The sequence below is a fragment of the Barnesiella intestinihominis YIT 11860 genome (assembly GCF_000296465.1).
In the GTDB taxonomy this organism is placed as follows: Bacteria; Bacteroidota; Bacteroidia; order Bacteroidales; family Barnesiellaceae; genus Barnesiella; species Barnesiella intestinihominis.
The window spans coordinates 618,883-636,758 of record NZ_JH815205.1 but is presented as its reverse complement, the minus strand read 5'-3'; the positions used below and the strand labels follow the sequence as shown (position 1 = coordinate 636,758).

Below are 17,876 nucleotides of genomic sequence, written 5' to 3'. Positions count from 1 at the left end.
GGCTTGACTATGCCGAACCGCCTCCGATATTCTACAAATATAGTGAAAGGAGAGCGCAGAGGCAAGCGAAAATTACATTTTCGGCTTGACTATGCTTACAAAAATACTCTGGTATTTTATCCTATACAAATGTAGGTAAAGAAACCGGGAAACGTTATTTTTGCAGTATGCTTTAACCGATTGCACATGATTACCGACCTGCTTGTCCAACAGATAGAAAGTTGTTTGCCGTACGAACCGAATCGCGAACAGAGTGAGTTGTTGCAGCAGCTAGCCGCTTTTGTCCTCGACGGACGGGACGACTCGTTGTTCCTGCTACGGGGATATGCGGGAACTGGTAAAACCTCACTGGTGGGAGCTTTGGTAAAAGCATTGACACAGTTGCAGAGCAAGGTGGTATTGCTGGCTCCTACGGGGCGTGCGGCTAAGGTGTTTTCTCGGTATGCTCGTCACTCGGCCTATACGATTCATCGGAGGATATATCGGCAAAAGAGCTATTCGCCCGATATGGAAGGATTTCTTATCGGGGAAAATCTGGCGAAACACACGCTGTTTATTGTCGACGAGGCCTCCATGATTGCCAACTCGGTGGGTGAAGGGGCGGTTTACGGTTCCGGGAGGCTGCTCGACGATTTGGTCGAGTATGTCTATTCAGGCGAGCATTGTCGGTTGATTTTGTTGGGCGATACTGCACAGCTGCCTCCGGTGGGTCAGGAGCGTAGTCCGGCTTTGGATGCCGCCGTTATGGGCGGTTACGGATTGAATGTCGTGGAATATGAATTGCGGGAGGTCGCTCGGCAGGCTGCCGAATCGGGAATCCTCTATAATGCCACCCGTTTGCGGGAATGTATGGAAGAAGCGCCATTGCCCCGACCCTGCTTGCGGGTGAATGGGTTTCCCGATGTCGAGGCTCTTAGCGGAGAGTATTTGGTAGAACGTATATCCGACTCTTACGACCGTGTCGGACTCGACGAAACGATTGTCGTCACTCGTTCCAATAAACGGGCCAATATATTCAATCAGGGGATTCGTAACCAGATACTCTATCGGGAAGAGGAGCTTACCGCAGGCGATCTGTTGTTGGTCGCCAAGAATAACTATTTCTGGGGAAAGGACTATAAAGAGGTCGATTTCATCGCTAACGGCGATGTGGCCCGTGTCGTGCGAGTACTTAAACGTACCGATATGTATGGTTTCTGCTTTGCCGATGTACAGCTTTATTTCCCCGATTTGGAAGTCGAGATGGAAGCTAAGATTCTATTGGATACCCTTACCAGTGAGTCCCCTTCTCTGACAAGGGAACAGCAGGAGACTCTTTTTGCGCAAGTCTTGGCCGACTATTATGACGTTACGACAAAGAGAGAAAAAATGAAACGGCTGAAAACCGATCCGTGGTTCAACGCTTTGCAAGTAAAATATGCCTATGGGGTAACTTGTCACAAAGCGCAAGGCGGTCAGTGGAAACATGTCTATGTCGATATGGGGTATATCCCTCAGGGTGCGGTTTCGCTCGATTTCTATCGTTGGCTTTATACGGCTTTCACCCGGGCGACCGAGAAGATATGGCTGGTCAATATGAGCGAAGAGTTTCGGGAGTCGTCTTTATAATACAGGGCTCAATAACCTCATGATAGACTCTATCCCTTTTTGATAGAGGGGACGGTGTCGCCAATAGTGTTGGATAATGCGACGACATTGTTGCTGGTCCTCCAAGAAAATACGTTTCATTTCACTGTTGACCTCTCGGTCATAAATGAAAGCGTTGGCTTCGAAATTGTGTTCGAAGCTGCGAAAGTCGAAGTTGGTAGAGCCTACCGAACATAACTCGTCGTCTATGATGATCGTCTTGGAATGAAGTATGCCCGGTTGGTAAAAGTAAACTTTTACCCCGGCGCGTAACATTTCCGTTATGTAAGAAAACGATGCAAAACGCAATACCGTCGAGTCCGACCGTTCCGGTATCATTAGCCGCACGTCCACTTTGGCGAGAGCTGCGGTTTGCAAGGCTTTCACCAAACTTTCGGTAGGCAGGAAATAAGGCGTTTGTATATATACGTTTTTTTTAGCATTGGTAATCGCTTTCAAGAAAAGCATGGCGATGTTCGACCATTCCCCTATGGGGCCGCCCGGAGCGATTTGTATGCCGCTTTTCCCTTTGTCTGCTACCGGTGGAAAAAATCGGGAATCCGAAAGAACCTCTTTGCATTCGTAGCTCCAATCGACGGCGAACAACAATTGTAATCCTCTTACCGCAGGCCCCTCGATGCGCAAATGTGTGTCGCGCCACGTTCCCCATTTGGTCCCTTCGACATAGCGGTCGGCGATATTCATGCCTCCTATGTAGCCTATTTTTCCATCGATGACCGTTATTTTGCGGTGGTTCCGGTAATTGATTCGGCTGGCGAGTTGGGGAAACGTGATTTCAAGGAAAGGACGTACGGCGATTCCTGCATCCTGCATCTCTTTGAAAAATCGTTTTTTCACCGACCAACAACCCACATCGTCGTATAGGATTCTTATTTGTATGCCTCGGCGGGCGCATCGAAGCAAAACCTCCTTGACTCGGTTGCCGAGTTTATCGTCCTCGAAGATGTAATATTGGATATGGATATACTCTTGGGCAATCTCCAAATCTTGCAGGTAGTGTTTGAATTTGTCTTCTCCCGAAGTGAATATCTTCACGTGGCTTCCCGAATAATACGGTACACTGCACAAACTGTGGCACAATCTTATCTCTTGCTTGCTCTCCTCGTTCAGTGGAAGACTGTCGATATTGACGATCGAATGATAATCCCGCTTTCGTAATTTCCTCTTTATGCGTCGGGAAACCATTCTTTTCGCCTTGAAATTCTGCCCGAAAAAAATATAGAAAACCAATCCTACGATGGGAAGAAATGCCAATACGAGTACCCATGCCAAACTTTTTACCGGATTGCGATTCTCTGTGATGATTATCACGATCGTACCCAGTATGGTAATGGCATATATCGTATAGACCACGATGTATACCCAGTCGTTGATAGGCGGTAATAGGGCGAGTGTCAACATTCCGAAAGCTAAATTAGAAAAAAAATCTGAAAAAAGCAAATAGGATAGTTGTTTCTTGAAAAAATCATGAGGAGGGAGAGAACTGTAAGAAATGTGAATGGGACGAGTGAAATTTGGAAGGAATCGTTCGTAGATATAAATCTTTCCCTATTTTTGTGTGAAATGCGGAAATGGAAGGTAGCTTGGTAGAAAAATAGGGCGAGTTCTTTTTTCTCCACTCTCCTTTCTCTATTTTTGTAGTCTCATTTGAATAGCCGAAGTGAAGAATAAAAAGCAAGGGAATAATTCCTCTAAATACAAAGACGGGCATGTGGTTGCTCTGTTGGTGCTCTCTCTCGTTTTTCTGTTTCTCCTGACTCAGTTGCCTGTTTTGGAGTGGGGTGGATTCGCGACGAAACCTGTCGATCTCTTTTCCGATATCCGTGTCGATGAGCAAGATTTGGATTTGCCGGGTGATGCAGAGTGGCAGGAGGAGGGAACGGAGTGGTTGAACGAGGGGGGGGACTCTCTTTCCTCTGTGGAGAAAGATGAACCGCAAAATCGACAAGTCGTGCCCGATACGATAAGGGTACAAGAAACAGCCGACACTCTTCTCGTAACGAATATTTCGTCCGATACGGCAGAGGTCGGGAATCTTCCCCGACGGGACGGCGATGTGGTTTTGTTCGAAGATTTCTCGCCGGGGAAAAATGGTTTGTCTCATCTTCTCTCGTCCTTGAAGGAACGAGCCTCATTGGGACGTCCCGTGCGTTTGGCATTTTTGGGCGATTCGTTTATCGAGGCCGATATATTCACGCAAGACGTGCGAAGTTTGTTGCAATCCCGGTATGGTGGGAGTGGTGTGGGATACGTGTCTATGCATTCCGATTTTCCCGGATTTCGTCGGTCGGTCGTACAGTCGGGCGAAGGTTGGGAAGTGCATAGTGTATTGAAACCCAAAGAAGTCGACTGGAAGGTCATGACTTTGCAGCAGCAGTATTTCGTACCGTTGGAGGGTGCTACGGCTCAATATAGAGGAACTACGAAAATAGAACATGCCGATAGTTGGGCACTGTCTCGGTTCGTATTTATCGCCCGGCAGGATTGCTCGGTCGAGTTGAAAATAGCCGATGGCGAATGGCAGGTTTTTCCCGTTGCGGGTTCTCATGAGGTTCAATCTTTGGCGGTAGAGGGGCAAACCCCACGTTTTCAAGTAAGGGTGGGAAATACACCGGGATTTGCAGCCATAGGCGTGTGGCTGGACGATGTGCAGGGCATTGCTGTCGATAATATATCGACTCGTGGTTATTCGGGTCTTTCGCTCGGGGCGTTGTCCCGGGAAAGGGTGGTTCAGATGGATAGTATCGTTCCCTACGATGCCATTGTGTTGCAATACGGACTGAATGTGATGACTCCCGAAATTTTGCATTACGGGTCTTATGCCCGTAAGATGACAGAAGTCATTCGTCACTTGCGGGAGTGCTATCCGCATACCGATATTATATTGATGGGAGTAGGTGATCGCAGTCGCAAAGCGAACGGGGCTTTCGTTACGATGCCGGCGGTAGTCGCTCTTTCCGAAGCGCAACGTCGTGCGGCACGAAGTGCTGGTGTCGTTTTTTGGGATACATACGAGGCGATGGGAGGGCACAACGGGATGCTCGATTATGTCGCTAACGGGCAGGCGAATAAAGACTATACGCACATTAACCATAAAGGCGGTAAACGATTGGCGACCGAGTTTGTCAAGTCGTTGGAGTATGAAATGAATCGGGAAGGCTTATGAAATTTCGTTTGTCGGTAATAGGGTTTTTCTTCGTTGTCGCAGTGCTGGCAGTGCAACTTTGTGCACAGCTGACAGGCGACACGGTTACTGTACCCTCTTTTTTGAAAAAAGAGAAAAACGTTATCGAGTTTAACGATGCCGATTGGTCGGCTCTGTTCGATGGAATGGTACGGTTGCAGAACGACACGGATACTGTTCCTCGGGTAGTGGCGATGGTTCATATCGGCGATTCGCATGTTCAGGCAGGGTTTCTCACCGAGGCTGTCCGATTACCGTTGCAGCGAAGGTTCGGGGATGCAGGGCGTGGGTTGGTCGTTCCTTTGAAGTTAGCGAAGACCAATGAACCGAGAGATTATTCGGTCGTGGCGGACGGAAGTTGGAATTTTTCTCGTTGTGTAGGGCGGAAGTATAGTAACTATACACCGGGAGTAGGCGGTATAGCTATTGTACCCCGTAACGGTCGCATTGATTTGACGGTTTCCACGCTTAGTAAGACCGATGACTGTGCCGGTTTCAAGAAAGTTCGTTTGTTCCATGCGCCGGTCGACTCTTTTCCGGGAGTAATTTCAGAACCTTTTTTGGTCGAGGGAGAAACCCTATTACCTTTTTTGACCCATTTTTCGTGGGAGGAGTCCGTGTGTAGCGTTCATCTTACGGGAGAAGCCGTCTCGAAAGAGACGCCTTTGGCCATTTATGGAGCGAGCCTTGAAACCGGTGAGAGCGGAATTCTTTATCACACTATCGGTAACAACGGGGCTTTTTACAGTAGTTATGCTGCCATTCCCGGCTTTTCCGAGCAGGTGGCAGCACTCTCGCCGTCGCTTATTGTTTTGTCGTTGGGTACGAATGAGTCGTTTTCCACCTCTTTGACCCGCGACGAGTTATATAAACAGATCGATACCGTCGTTTCGTCTTTGCGAAAAGATTGTCCGCAGGCTCAAATTTTGCTGACTACTCCGGCCGAATGTGCTCGGCGTCGGGTGCGTCGCGTAAATAAAAAACGTAGAGTTTATTATACGCCGAATGCTCGGGTAAAGCTCGTTCGGGAAACGATTCGTTCCTATGCGGTGGAGCATCGGCTGGCTTGTTGGGATTGGTACGAAATTGCCGGAGGCGAAGGTTCGTCCTCGCAATGGCGGAAGGCCGGGTTCATGGCCTATGACCGTACCCATTGCACCGAGACGGGCTATCGGGTGCAGGGCGAAATGTTGTATCGTGCTCTTATGAAAGCTTATCAGGAATATGTGGATAGAGTGGCTCAATAATATAAAGACCGGTGCGATCTCCTTTTGGGAAAGTATCGACGTATCGAAAGTCGTGGATTTATTCGTTTATGACGGGCAGAATCCGCTCATGTTCAATACCGGATTGTTTCTGTTTCTTTTCGTCGGATTTGTCTGGATATACAGGTTGTTGGCGAGGCGCGATACTTTGCGTATCTACTTCGTGATACTTTTTTCTCTCTATTTCTATTATAAATCGAGTGGGCTGTGTTTCCTGTTGTTGCTTTTCGTCGCCCTTTCGGACTATTCGTTGGGGAGGCTTTTAGGTTGGGTTTCGTGGAAATGGATGCGTCGATTTTTCGTTTTGATGAGCATGGCGGTCAATTTGGGGATGCTCTGTTATTTCAAATACACCAACTTGTTACTGGGTACGATTGCCGATTTCACCCGTGAGCCTTTCGAGCCGTTGGATATTGTGTTGCCCATCGGTATCTCTTTTTTCACTTTCCGTTCGTTGAGCTATATTATAGATGTGTATCGGCGGCAAATGTCCCCGGTGACGAGTTTGAGAGATTATGTTTTTTACCTCTCGTTTTTCCCTCCGTTGGCGGCGGGTCCCGTAGTTCGGGCGAAAGACTTTGTCCCTCAGATACACCGTCCGTTGGAGATTACACCTATGCTGTTGGGCGAAGGTCTTTTTCTCGTCATGTGCGGGTTGATTAAAAAGGTAGTTATCTCCGACTACATTAGTGTCAATTTCGTAGACCGCATTTTTGACAATCCCATGCTCTATACCGGATTCGAGAATCTTATGGGTGTCTATGGCTATACCTTGCAGATATACTGTGATTTTTCGGGTTATTCCGATATGGCTATCGGCATAGCCTTGCTTATGGGGTATCGTTTTAAAATCAATTTCGATTCTCCCTATAAGTCGGGTTCTATTACCGAGTTCTGGCGTCGCTGGCATATCTCTTTGTCGAGTTGGTTGCGAGACTATCTCTATATATCTTTGGGCGGGAATCGTCGAGGCAAAATCCGTACCTATTTCAATTTGTTCATAACTATGGTGCTGGGTGGACTTTGGCATGGAGCTTCGTGGCTTTTTGTGATATGGGGTGCTTGGCATGGCGTTTTGTTGATTGTCCATAAAGTTTATCGGCGTATATTCCCTGTGGCGAAAGACGATCGCCCGGGTATTATCCGCCATTTCTTTCATGTTTTGCTCACGTTCCATGTTGTGGCCGCCGGCTGGATATTCTTTCGGTCGCCTTCTCTTGATGTTGCCGGACAGATATTAACCCAGATATTCACCAACTTCCGTCCCGAAGCCATTCCCTCCTTCGTGTCGGGATACGCCGTTATATTCGTGGCTTTGGTAGTCGGTTATCTGCTCCATTTTGCCCCGCATCGCTGGTCGCAGTGGCTGCAACGCGAGCTTTCGTGGTCGCCGCTGGTAGTTAAGGCAGCTATTCTGGCGCTGGTACTCTTCTTTGTTTTGCAGGTGCGTTCGAGCGAACTGGTTCCTTTCATTTACTCCCAGTTTTGAACAGCTGTTTTTGATTGATTTCTTTCTATATCGTTGTATGGCGATAAGAGATAAATAAATTTAAAATTTGTAATAAAAGAGAGAAAAAAAGAAATAATTGGGTCGATGTTACAGCTTTTGGCGGGAAATACCTATATTTGTATAGAAATTTGGTGGGATAATGGCCGGAAGTTCGAAAGACATAATAGATTCACTGATTGCTAAGTTTCATGCTATGAGTGATTTATGTAAGGCTTTCGAGAACGAAAACGGTATTTTGAAAGAGCAGTTGATGCATCAGAAACAAGAGATGCAAGCTTTGCAAAGTAAGTACGAAGAGTTGGAGAAAAGATATGGAAATTTGAAACTCTCGAAGACGGTTGCGGGGCAAGATGGTTCGAGTACCGAAGAAACAAAAGTCAGGTTTGCCAGATTAGTGCGGGAAATCGATAAATGCATCTCACTCTTGAACGAATAGATGCTATGAACGATGATAAATTAAAAATAACTCTGAGGATCGCCGATCTGAAAACCCCGTTAGCCTTGCGGGTCGATTATGGAGCGGACGAAAAATATTGGAGAGATGCTGCCGACTTGTTCAACAAGCGTTGGGCTTTTTATAAGGACAAGTATAAAGACGGATTGATGGATTCGGAATCTATGATGGCGATGGTGGCGGTAGAGATGGCTCGATTGTACTGTGAAATGGTACAAGACCGTAAAACCTTGCTGGCCGATTTAAGAAAACTTGAAGCCGAGGCTGCGAAGATATTAGACGGACATACCGGAGAATAACGGTACGGAAAAGAGAGATAATTCCTGCACTGCGACAGGTCCTTCGAAAGGACAGGTTGGTAGTGCTTTTTTTATAACTATAATTTAGAAAAGATGAATTACATACTATTGATTTTTTCAGTAATTGGCGGTTTGGTCATAGGGGGGCTTGTTGTCTTTTTGGTGAACCGCTATCTGCTGGCGACTCGGTCGAAAACGATTTTGGAAGAGGCCGAAAAAGAAGCCGAAGTAATTAAGAAAAACAAGCTGCTCGAAGTGAAAGAGAAGTTTATCCACATGAAAGCCGAAATGGAAAAGCAGGCGAATGCCCGCAATGCCAAGATACAGTCGGCCGAGGCTAAACTGAAACAACGGGAAATGCAGCTTTCCCAGCAGCAACAAGATCTGCAAAAGAAGAAAAGTGAGACCGATGCCATTCGCGCCAACCTCGATACTCAGCTCGAAATGGTAGAGAAGAAAAAACAAGAACTGGAAAAACTCCATAAGTCCGAAGTGGAACGGCTTGAACACCTTTCGGGAATCTCTGCCGAAGAAGCGAAAGAACGTTTGGTAGAATCTTTGAAGGAAGAAGCCAAGACGCAGGCAGCTTCTTATATCAACGACATCATGGACGATGCCAAAATGACGGCCAACAAGGAAGCGAAACGTATCGTGATACAAAGTATCCAACGGGTAGCGACCGAAACGGCTATCGAAAACTCGGTTACGGTATTCCATATCGAATCCGATGAAATCAAGGGCCGGATTATCGGGCGTGAAGGTCGTAATATCCGAGCTCTCGAAGCGGCTACCGGGGTGGAAATTATCGTGGACGATACCCCCGAAGCCATTGTGCTTTCGGCTTTTGATCCCGTTCGCCGTGAAATCGCCCGTTTGGCCTTGCATCAGTTGGTAACCGACGGCCGAATCCACCCGGCACGTATCGAAGAGGTGGTTGCCAAAGTGCGTAAACAGATCGAGGAAGAAATCATCGAGACCGGTAAACGCACTGCCATTGATTTAGGCGTGCACGGTCTGCATCCCGAATTGATTCGTCTGGTGGGTAAAATGAAATACCGTTCTTCCTACGGGCAGAACTTGCTGCAACACTCTCGTGAAACGGCGAACCTTTGTGCCGTTATGGCTTCGGAACTCGGTTTGAATCCCAAGAAAGCCCGTCGGGCCGGTTTGTTGCACGATATAGGTAAAGTGCCCGATGAGGAACCCGAATTGCCGCATGCGTTGCTAGGCATGAAGTTGGCGGAGAAATATAAGGAAAAGCCCGACATTTGTAATGCTATCGGAGCTCACCACGACGAAACCGAAATGACCAGTCTGTTGGCTCCTATCGTACAAGTGTGCGATGCTATTTCGGGAGCTCGTCCCGGCGCCCGTCGCGAAATCGTTGAGGCTTACATCAAACGGTTGAACGATCTCGAACAGTTGGCTCTGTCTTATCCGGGCGTGTTGAAGACTTATGCCATACAGGCCGGCCGTGAATTGCGAGTGATTGTCGGAGCCGACAAGATAGGCGATGCCGAAACCGAAAACTTGTCGACTGAAATTGCAAAACGTATTCAAGACGAGATGACTTATCCCGGTCAGGTGAAGATTACCGTTATCCGGGAAACTCGGGCTGTAAGTTTCGCCAAATAACAAGGAGACGCCATACCGCTCCACTTTAAAAACGAATGACGAGGCCGTAGGGCGTTACCCGAATGAAATTCGTGTACGATCTATGGCTTTGTTCTTGTTAACGACAAATTCGAAATGGATAATACAAACGATAACAATACGATGAATCCGTCGGAAAAAACACAACTCGACCCGTGCGCTTGTCGTCGGAAAGGTGCGAAATTGGAAGTCTACGACTGGCTGTCCGATATTCCCGAATCGCACGACGATACCGATTTGGTCGAGGTGCGTTTCAAAAATACCCGAAAAGGATATTACCGTAATACAACTCATATCAAACTCGCTCCCGGCGATTTGGTCGCTGTCGAGGCTTCGCCCGGTCATGATATCGGTGAGGTTACTCTCACCGGGCGTTTGGTCTTGATACAGATGAAAAAGAACAATGTAAAGATCGATAATCCTGAGTTAAAGCGTGTCTATCGGAAAGCCAAACCCAATGACTTGGAAAAATTCGAAGAAGCTAAGGCGAAAGAGCATGATACGATGATTCGAGCCCGCAAGATTGCCGAAGATTTGCATTTGAATATGAAGATCGGCGATGTCGAATATCAGGGAGACGGTAATAAGGCCATCTTCTATTACATTGCCGACGAGCGGGTCGATTTTCGCCAGTTGATTAAAGTGTTGGCCGAAGCGTTCAGGGTGCGTATCGAGATGAAGCAGATCGGGGCGCGTCAGGAGGCCGGACGTATCGGGGGCTTGGGACCCTGTGGCCGTCAATTGTGCTGTTCGGGTTGGATGACCAACTTTGTCTCGGTAGCGACCAGTGCTGCCCGTTTCCAAGATATAGCCCTCAATCCTCAAAAGTTGGCCGGACAATGTGCCAAATTGAAATGTTGCTTGAATTATGAGGCCGATGCATACGTGGAAGCCCAGAAGCGGTTACCATCGCGAGAGATTCCGTTGGAAACGAAGATGAATACCTATTATCACTTCAAAACCGATATTTTCAAACGTGAGATGACTTATTCGACCGATAAGTCTATTGCCGCCAATTTGGTAACGATTTCTGCCGATAGGGTATTCGAGGTAATCGCTTTGAATAAGAAAGGAATAAAGCCCGATACATTGGAGTCGGAAGCAGGAGCTCGTGCTCCCGAACGTCGCGATTTCGAAGACGTGGTGGGACAAGATAGTTTGACTCGCTTCGATAAGGCGAAGAAAAATAAAAAACGGAATAATAACGGAGGTAATAACAACCGTCGTCAACAGTCGGGCGAACGGAATAACCGTTCTAATAATAACAATCGGAACCAGAACAAGGCTTCCCGTGATGGAAATAAAAAGGGCGGAAATGACAATGGCAACCATACGGTGGCTGCTCGCAACGGTAGTGAAAACATTTCGTCTAAACCTGCCGCTTCCGATAAGAAAGAATAGATGGGCGTATGTGGAGGAACTTGGTAAATACAGGTATCGTTTGTCTTTTACTGGGAGGCACGGTCTCCTGCGGGCGAACCGATGTGTATAACGAGTTTAATACCCTTCCTAAAAACGGCTGGTTCAAACGGGACGTACAACGCTTTACACCGGAAGTTCCCGATACCGTGAACCGGTATGATGTCTATTTGTTTCTGCGGCATAACGGAGATTATACGTATAGGAATTTGTGGCTTTTCGTTTCTTACAACGACGAGGGCGGAGTTTTGAAAACCGATACGGTAAATTGTGAATTGGCCGATGAGTTCGGACGATGGTCGGGCGGAGGTTGGGGCTCTTATTATCAGCAGGAGGTTTTGCTGAATGACGATTTCCGCTTTTCGGGCGAGAAGGAACATGTCTTCACTGTGCAACAAGCTATGCGGGACGATCGTATCAGAGGTATCTCCGACGTGGGGATTCGTATCGTTCCTCATGAAGAAAAATAAAACGAAATCGAAGCGTAAGATTCGGTAGCCCCCGTGGGGATAGACTTGAATTTTAGAGATGAATTCTTTGTAAATAATCACATTTCGGACTCATCGATGAGGTTGATACGATTCCTCTGTTGCGGATTTTAACCCCTCCGTCACTGCGTGCCACCTTCCCTATATGGCTGCTCCACACAGAGGAGGTTTAATACCTTTCTGCCACATTATTTTATCGAAAGAGAAGGATTACATTTACCCTTCTCCCTTGCCGTGTTCCGTAGCATTCGGGGAGTTGCGTTAGCAATAGGGGAGAGACCTCAGAAACGACAGTTTCTGAGGAGAGGGGTTAGATGGGTAAAAAACATAACTCCTCCTGATTTACCACGGAGTCATATCCTTGCTAAATTATCGACAGAGTCGTTATAACCGATAGGGCATATTCAGAAATGATAAGCCCTATTTTTGTCTATAAAAAGAGAGTTGCCCTTTACTCCCGCAAAAGGCAACCCAAGTTCTCAAAAATTAAAAGATGCAAATTGAGACTTTATATGATTGTTAATTCCCTTCCTGAAATTTTTGATTCATTTTCAACAGGTTTATCGTATAAGCTACTACATTTTGGGATTCTTGAATGACAGTGAGGTAAACGATTCCTACTTTGATGTAGGAGACTTGTTCCCGCATGTGACGTATTTCTTCCCGTTTGAGTACACCTAATTGATTGATGAGTATATTCCCTTGATTGTAGAGGGCGGCAAGATCTCCGAACGCATCTTTTTCGATCGATTGCCGGCTTTCCTCCAAGAACGATACGATCGATTGCGCTATCTCTCCAAAGCTGTCTTTCTGACTTTGCTCCAAAGGATTGAAATTATTGTCGGTATGTTCCAAACAAGGTTCGCAGGTCCTTTTTATGGAGTGGATAATGTCGTAAGAGAAATCGTTCCCTTGAAAATAATAGAGACCTTTTTCTAATCCTACTTTGTCATTCAAGTGGGAGACTCCTATGGTTCCCAAACGTTTTACTTGTTTGAAGTATCGCCGTTCCGTTTCTATATCGCCCATCGCTTTGCGCAGGGTTCTGTAACTTTCGTTGAGGAAACCGGTGGTGACTCGATGATATAGGTCGGCACTCCATTCGAGGACTTTGGCGAATTCTTCCCGGCTGAATTTTCTCAATAAGACAAGTGCTTCTTGCTTGTCTTTGTTGGCGACCATCTGTTGTGCCAGCGAGCTGTTTTTTTCTTGTTTTAGTTTTTTATTGTATGATATTTGGCTGTGTATGAGCATATAAGCGGCTAATGCTCCCAACAGGATAATAGCGATACTACCTCCGAAATAGACAATCATCGTCACTGTAAAACAAATCAAAAAAGCGGCTCCGGCCGTGAGAAACCAACCTCCGATAACGGAGATGACTCCGGTGATACGGTAAACGGCACTATCGCGTCCCCAAGCCTTGTCGGCAAGAGACGTACCCATAGCAACCATAAAGGTGACATAGGTAGTGGATAGGGGTAGTTTCAACGAGGTTCCCAATGCGATCAACAAGCTGGCAAGCACCAAATTTACCGAGGCTCTAATTAAGTCGAATGCCGCACCGTGTTCGAGTATGACTTCGTCTTTGTCGAATCGGGCGTTGAGCCAAGTTCTGGCTTTGGGCGGTATGTTATTGACAATAAAAGAAGATGTATTTGTTGTCATGCGCACCAATTTACGAGCGATGGGAGAAGTCCCGAAACTTTCTTCTCCGGCTTCCTGACGGGATAGGTCGAGAGAGGTTTTGATTACGTTATGTGCTTTTTTGGAGGTGAGCAGGGCGACAACCATAATTATACCTGAACCGATGAGGAATATGGAAGGCGTTGAAGCCGAATCGAGAAGAGAGGTCATCAAGTACTGATCGGGACTGACGCCGTTGCTGTTGGCGATGTAGTCGTGGTAGGTCGAATAACCGGCCAAAGGCATACCGATAAAGTTGACTAAGTCATTTCCCGCAAAAGCTAATGCCAGAGCAAAAGTTCCCAACAAGACGACTATTTTCAAAATGTTTATGCGACACCACATGAGTACTTGCATGAGTATTGTCGTGCATAGGAAGCAACAGCCTAAAAGTATTTGTGTGTTGTCGTGAATCCATTGGCGGTTTTCGGGAGTCATCAGCGTGGACTCTTTTAATCCCTTGATAAGTATGAAATAGATGATGGAGGTAGCCGCGAATCCGCCGAACAGCGCACCGAAGTATTTTAACTGTTTCTGGTAATTGAATTTGAAAATCAAGCGGGCGATGTATTGTACCAAAACACCAAAGAAGAAGGCGATGGCTACGGATACGAAAATGGCTACGATTACTTGCAGAGCTTTGTCTGTATTGATGAGGTCTCCCATTTGCAAGGCTCCTGCGCTATTTATCGTTTTCACGATAGCCAAAGCAAATGTGCCGCCTAACAATGCGAATATCATCGATACGGTGGTCGATGTGGGAAGTCCCATCGTATTGAATATGTCGAGTAAAACTACATCTGTGAGCATGACCGCCAACAAGATACTCATGATTTCGTTCATGTAGAAATATTGGGGCTGATATATTCCATGCCGTGCGATATCCATCATACCGTTCGACATGGAGGCTCCTACAAAGATTCCTATTGCGGCGACCGCCATAATTACTTTGAAGGGGGCTGCTTTTGCCCCGATAGCCGAATTGAGGAAGTTGACGGCATCGTTACTGACTCCCACCGATAAATCGAAAATGGCGATGAGAAAGATAAAAATAACGATGATCAGATAGAACGTTTCCATAATGTCCAATTTGCATGTTTTTTCACTCGCAAAGAAACGATATTGATGTTACAGAAGCGTTACAAACATGTATCTATCTTGTTTCTTTTCTTCGATTTTCGTCGGTGGAGTGCCGGAAATTCGAGCAGGAGATTCTGTAAGAGGCAAAAATGTCCTCGGTAATTGTTCGATTACTTTCGGTATCATGGCTTTCTCAATAGACTATCTTCGTCGTAACTCGATTTTGTAAAGCTCGTTAAGGTTTGCTTTCATTAGAACGTTGGATTATATCCAGAATTCTATAATCGTATTTGAAACAGTTGAGTCCTATGCGAATTTTCCTCTCTTTCCCGGAAAGATTCGGACGAATTGTAATATTGTTTTTGACCGGTAGAGTGGCCGATGAGATGATAATTTCTCCCCAGTCGTAGGAATAGTCTGCCCTGTCGTTGTATAAATCATTTTCTACTCCGTTCAGGTAGCATTCCACACCGTTTACTTCGAACCAGTTGACGAGGCAAAAAGGATTTTTTTCTTCTGCACTATAAACAGTTAGCTGCCCTCCTCCCGCCGGTATCGTATATTCGTCTCGGGTCGTTTGTGCCAAATCTGTACTTTCGATTTTCAAAGCGACCGGATTGAATTTTTCTTCTTCGTTAATAAAAGTACAACCGGAGAATATCACGATATTTGTGAGTATCAGTAGCGTTCCAAGTATTTTTTTCATGAGCTTCCGAATGAAAGATTACTACTTAATAAATGCCAATTGTGTGAATTACTGCATTTCGAGCTTTGCATTTATTACGCTTTTCCATATCTAAACGGATTGTCGATGGACTATTTCTTTTTGCTTTTATTCTCTTTTTTTATCGAACCTGCCGATTTTTTCGATTTACTTGCATTCTTCGTTTCTCCGGGTTCGGGCTTTTTCCATCTTAAAATCTGAGCTGTCCGTGCCGGGAGGTAGAGCATGAGCCATTCTTTGTTGTCTTTTTCGAATAACGGATCGTGTCGGGTGAGGTGTTTCACTTTCATATCGATGAGTCCGTATCCTCCGAATGCAGGATCGTCGCTACTGAGTATGTGTTCGTATTCTCCTGTCGGGGCCAAAATGCCGTATCCGTTGAAGGATTTGAACGGGTGGAAGTTGAATACGAAAAGCAGATCGTCGCGCAGGAATGCGAGTACTTGGTCTCCGTCGTTTTCACAGAGTTTGACAATAGGGGTTCGTTCGAATTTTTTCTTTTGGCTTATGATGTGAATCATGGCTTCGTCGAAGGCTCCGAGGTATTGATATTTCAAATCGTTTCGGTCTACGAGGTCCCATTGCCGACGGGCGTATTTATAGGACCAGCCGTTTCCTTGACGCGGAAAATCGATCCATTCGGGGTGGCCGAATTCATTTCCCATGAAGTTGAGGTAACCGCCGTTGATGGTCGAGAGGGTTACCAGCCGTATCATTTTATGCAGGGCCATGCCTCGATCTACGATCAGATTGGTATCTCCCTTGCTCATGTGCCAATACATGACGTCGTCGATGAGCCGGAAAATAATGGTTTTATCGCCGACCAGTGCTTGGTCGTGGCTCTCGGCATAATTGATGGTCTTTTCATCGGAACGCCGATTGGTCAGTTCCCAAAATATGGCCGTGGGTTTCCAGTCCTCGTCTTTTTTCTCTTTAATGGTCTTTATCCAGAAATCGGGTATTCCCATAGCCATTCGGTAATCGAACCCTATTCCTCCGTCGTTGAATTTCGCTGCTAATCCCGGCATTCCGCTCATTTCTTCGGCGATGGTTATCGCCCGCGGATTTACTTGGTGAATGAGTTCATTGGCCAGAGTGAGATAAACGATGGCGTTGTCGTCCTGCCCTCCGTTGTAATAGTCGTCGTACGAACCGAAAGCCTGTCCCAAACCGTGGTTGTAATAGAGCATCGAGGTGACGCCGTCGAACCGGAAACCATCGAACCTGAATTCGTCGAGCCAGTATTTGCAGTTGGAGAGCAAGAAGTGGATTACATCGTTTTTTCCATAGTCGAAACACAAAGAGTCCCAAGCGGGGTGCTCTCGCCGGTGGTCGCCGTAAAAGTATTGGTTGTACGAGCCATCGAATCGACCTAACCCTTCGACTTCGTTCTTGACAGCGTGAGAGTGTACGATGTCCATAATGACGGCTATTCCCATTTTATGAGCTTCGTCGATGAGCGATTTCAATTCGTCGGGTGTCCCGAAGCGGGACGACGGGGCGAAGAAACTGGATACGTGATACCCGAAAGAACCGTAATAGGGGTGCTCTTGTATAGCCATGATTTGTATGGCGTTGTATCCGTCGGCAACAATGCGGGGAAGTATCTTTTCTTTAAATTCGGTATAACTGCCAACTTTTTCTTCTTGTTGCGCCATACCGATGTGACATTCGTAAATCAGCAGCGGGGAGGTTTGGGGGCGAAACGGCTTTTTTGAAAAAACGAAAGGCTTTTCGGGATCCCAAATTTGTGCCGAGAAGATATATGTTTCGGGGTCTTGCACGACTCTCGTGGCCCAAGCCGGAATGCGTTCTCCTTGTCCTCCGGGCCAGTGTACAGATAGTTTGTAAAAGTCGAGATGGTGTAACGTATCGAGTGGAAGTTTTATTTCCCATACTCCTCTGCCGATGGCTAATAACCGATATTCGGGGCGTTCTTTCCAGTTCGAGAAGTTTCCTATCAAATAGATAGCATTGGCATTGGGCGCCCACTCCCGAAATACCCAGTGGCCGTTTTCTTTATGTAATCCGAAGTAAAGATAGCCGTCGGCAAAATCGGAAAGGTTTCCTGTTCCTCCGGTTAGTTCCGAAATTTTTTCCACGGCACGATTGTGCCGGCCTTCGATAGCCTGTTTATAGGGAGCCAGCCACGGGTCGTTTTTTATCAGTTTCAGAGTTTTCATAGGGCTGTATTTTAAGGAGGAATATAAAGAGCGATGCAGTTACTGCTTCTGCCCGTTGTTTCTGTACAAAGAAAAAACAAATGACCCGATGTGAAAATTTTTTGCACGGCCGGGCTCGATTTCCTTTGCATCACGTGCAAATATAATGAAAGTCGAGCGCAGAACAAACAAGTTTATTTATTTTTATATCGAATGTGCTTTTTGTATTCGGTAAGTTTAAATATATGAAAATTGATGCCGGAGACGACCGTGTGGTCGAAAAATCGACTTTGTGTTTCCCCCGG

At 46.4% G+C, this 17,876-nt stretch carries 13 protein-coding genes; 9 read left to right on the top strand and 4 right to left on the bottom strand.

The genetic code is table 11. The features are described 5' to 3' along the window. The first annotated feature begins 186 nt into the window (after nt 1-186). Nucleotides 187-1,608: an ATP-dependent DNA helicase gene (locus HMPREF9448_RS11570; protein WP_008862759.1), complete on the top strand. Its 1,422-nt coding sequence runs from the start codon at nt 187-189 to the stop codon at nt 1,606-1,608. Here HMPREF9448_RS11570 and cls read toward each other — a convergent pair. Continuing rightward, the gene (cls, locus tag HMPREF9448_RS11565) at nt 1,603-3,048 is read right to left on the bottom strand and encodes a cardiolipin synthase (RefSeq protein ID WP_040296265.1); all 1,446 of its coding nucleotides are present in this window, start codon (nt 3,046-3,048) and stop codon (nt 1,603-1,605) included. The two genes, HMPREF9448_RS11570 and cls, sit on opposite strands and share 6 nt — an antisense overlap. Before the next feature lie 259 nt (nt 3,049-3,307). On the opposite strand from cls, the gene HMPREF9448_RS11560 reads away from it, so the two are divergent. The 8 genes from HMPREF9448_RS11560 (at nt 3,308) to HMPREF9448_RS11525 (ending at nt 11,901) form a co-directional block, all read left to right on the top strand. After that, nucleotides 3,308-4,813: a GDSL-type esterase/lipase family protein gene (locus HMPREF9448_RS11560; RefSeq protein ID WP_040296186.1), complete on the top strand. Its 1,506-nt coding sequence runs from the start codon at nt 3,308-3,310 to the stop codon at nt 4,811-4,813. After that, nucleotides 4,810-6,078 carry a GDSL-type esterase/lipase family protein gene (locus HMPREF9448_RS11555; RefSeq protein ID WP_008862756.1) on the top strand — a complete coding sequence of 423 codons (1,269 nt, stop codon included), beginning with the start codon at nt 4,810-4,812 and terminating at the stop codon, nt 6,076-6,078. Before HMPREF9448_RS11560 ends, HMPREF9448_RS11555 begins: the two co-directional genes overlap by 4 nt. Next, nucleotides 6,056-7,585 carry an MBOAT family O-acyltransferase gene (locus HMPREF9448_RS11550; protein WP_008862755.1) on the top strand — a complete coding sequence of 510 codons (1,530 nt, stop codon included), beginning with the start codon at nt 6,056-6,058 and terminating at the stop codon, nt 7,583-7,585. The genes HMPREF9448_RS11555 and HMPREF9448_RS11550 overlap by 23 nt, the downstream gene beginning before the upstream one ends. A gap of 214 nt (nt 7,586-7,799) precedes the next feature. Then, the gene (locus tag HMPREF9448_RS11545; RefSeq protein ID WP_046412375.1) at nt 7,800-8,042 is read left to right on the top strand and encodes a hypothetical protein; all 243 of its coding nucleotides are present in this window, start codon (nt 7,800-7,802) and stop codon (nt 8,040-8,042) included. A gap of 5 nt (nt 8,043-8,047) precedes the next feature. Continuing rightward, nucleotides 8,048-8,359, top strand: coding sequence for a cell division protein ZapA (locus tag HMPREF9448_RS11540; RefSeq protein WP_021890905.1), 312 nt, complete (start codon nt 8,048-8,050; stop codon nt 8,357-8,359). Between the two features lie 93 nt (nt 8,360-8,452). Then, a complete protein-coding gene (gene rny / locus HMPREF9448_RS11535) occupies nt 8,453-9,994 on the top strand; it encodes a ribonuclease Y (protein WP_008862752.1) in 1,542 nt (513 codons plus the stop codon). Nucleotides 9,995-10,135: 141 nt separating this feature from the next. Further along, nucleotides 10,136-11,413, top strand: coding sequence for a PSP1 domain-containing protein (locus tag HMPREF9448_RS11530; protein ID WP_232297249.1), 1,278 nt, complete (start codon nt 10,136-10,138; stop codon nt 11,411-11,413). 8 nt (nt 11,414-11,421) lie between these two features. Then, a complete protein-coding gene (locus HMPREF9448_RS11525; RefSeq protein WP_008862750.1) occupies nt 11,422-11,901 on the top strand; it encodes a gliding motility lipoprotein GldH in 480 nt (159 codons plus the stop codon). Between the two features lie 537 nt (nt 11,902-12,438). On the opposite strand, the gene HMPREF9448_RS11520 is transcribed toward HMPREF9448_RS11525, so the two are convergent. The 3 genes from HMPREF9448_RS11520 to HMPREF9448_RS11510 all read right to left on the bottom strand — a co-directional run bounded on the left by HMPREF9448_RS11520 (nt 12,439) and on the right by HMPREF9448_RS11510 (nt 17,592). Then, nucleotides 12,439-14,685, bottom strand: a complete 2,247-nt coding sequence (locus HMPREF9448_RS11520; RefSeq protein WP_008862749.1) for an inorganic phosphate transporter — start codon at nt 14,683-14,685, stop codon at nt 12,439-12,441. 235 nt (nt 14,686-14,920) lie between these two features. Next, nucleotides 14,921-15,391 carry a hypothetical protein gene (locus HMPREF9448_RS11515; RefSeq protein WP_008862748.1) on the bottom strand — a complete coding sequence of 157 codons (471 nt, stop codon included), beginning with the start codon at nt 15,389-15,391 and terminating at the stop codon, nt 14,921-14,923. 110 nt (nt 15,392-15,501) lie between these two features. Further along, the gene (locus tag HMPREF9448_RS11510; protein ID WP_008862747.1) at nt 15,502-17,592 is read right to left on the bottom strand and encodes an alpha amylase C-terminal domain-containing protein; all 2,091 of its coding nucleotides are present in this window, start codon (nt 17,590-17,592) and stop codon (nt 15,502-15,504) included. Nucleotides 17,593-17,876 lie beyond the last annotated feature (284 nt).

Bases quoted from the DNA above. Each gene is read 5' to 3' on its own strand.
- HMPREF9448_RS11570 (WP_008862759.1), top strand. From the start codon at position 187: ATGATTACCGACCTGCTTGTCCAACAGATAGAAAGTTGTTTGCCGTAC.
- cls (WP_040296265.1), bottom strand. From the start codon at position 3,048: ATGTTGACACTCGCCCTATTACCGCCTATCAACGACTGGGTATACATC.
- HMPREF9448_RS11555 (WP_008862756.1), top strand. From the start codon at position 4,810: ATGAAATTTCGTTTGTCGGTAATAGGGTTTTTCTTCGTTGTCGCAGTG.
- HMPREF9448_RS11550 (WP_008862755.1), top strand. From the start codon at position 6,056: ATGTGGATAGAGTGGCTCAATAATATAAAGACCGGTGCGATCTCCTTT.
- HMPREF9448_RS11545 (WP_046412375.1), top strand. From the start codon at position 7,800: ATGAGTGATTTATGTAAGGCTTTCGAGAACGAAAACGGTATTTTGAAA.
- HMPREF9448_RS11540 (WP_021890905.1), top strand. From the start codon at position 8,048: ATGAACGATGATAAATTAAAAATAACTCTGAGGATCGCCGATCTGAAA.
- rny (WP_008862752.1), top strand. From the start codon at position 8,453: ATGAATTACATACTATTGATTTTTTCAGTAATTGGCGGTTTGGTCATA.
- HMPREF9448_RS11530 (WP_232297249.1), top strand. From the start codon at position 10,136: ATGAATCCGTCGGAAAAAACACAACTCGACCCGTGCGCTTGTCGTCGG.
- HMPREF9448_RS11525 (WP_008862750.1), top strand. From the start codon at position 11,422: ATGTGGAGGAACTTGGTAAATACAGGTATCGTTTGTCTTTTACTGGGA.
- HMPREF9448_RS11520 (WP_008862749.1), bottom strand. From the start codon at position 14,685: ATGGAAACGTTCTATCTGATCATCGTTATTTTTATCTTTCTCATCGCC.
- HMPREF9448_RS11515 (WP_008862748.1), bottom strand. From the start codon at position 15,391: ATGAAAAAAATACTTGGAACGCTACTGATACTCACAAATATCGTGATA.
- HMPREF9448_RS11510 (WP_008862747.1), bottom strand. From the start codon at position 17,592: ATGAAAACTCTGAAACTGATAAAAAACGACCCGTGGCTGGCTCCCTAT.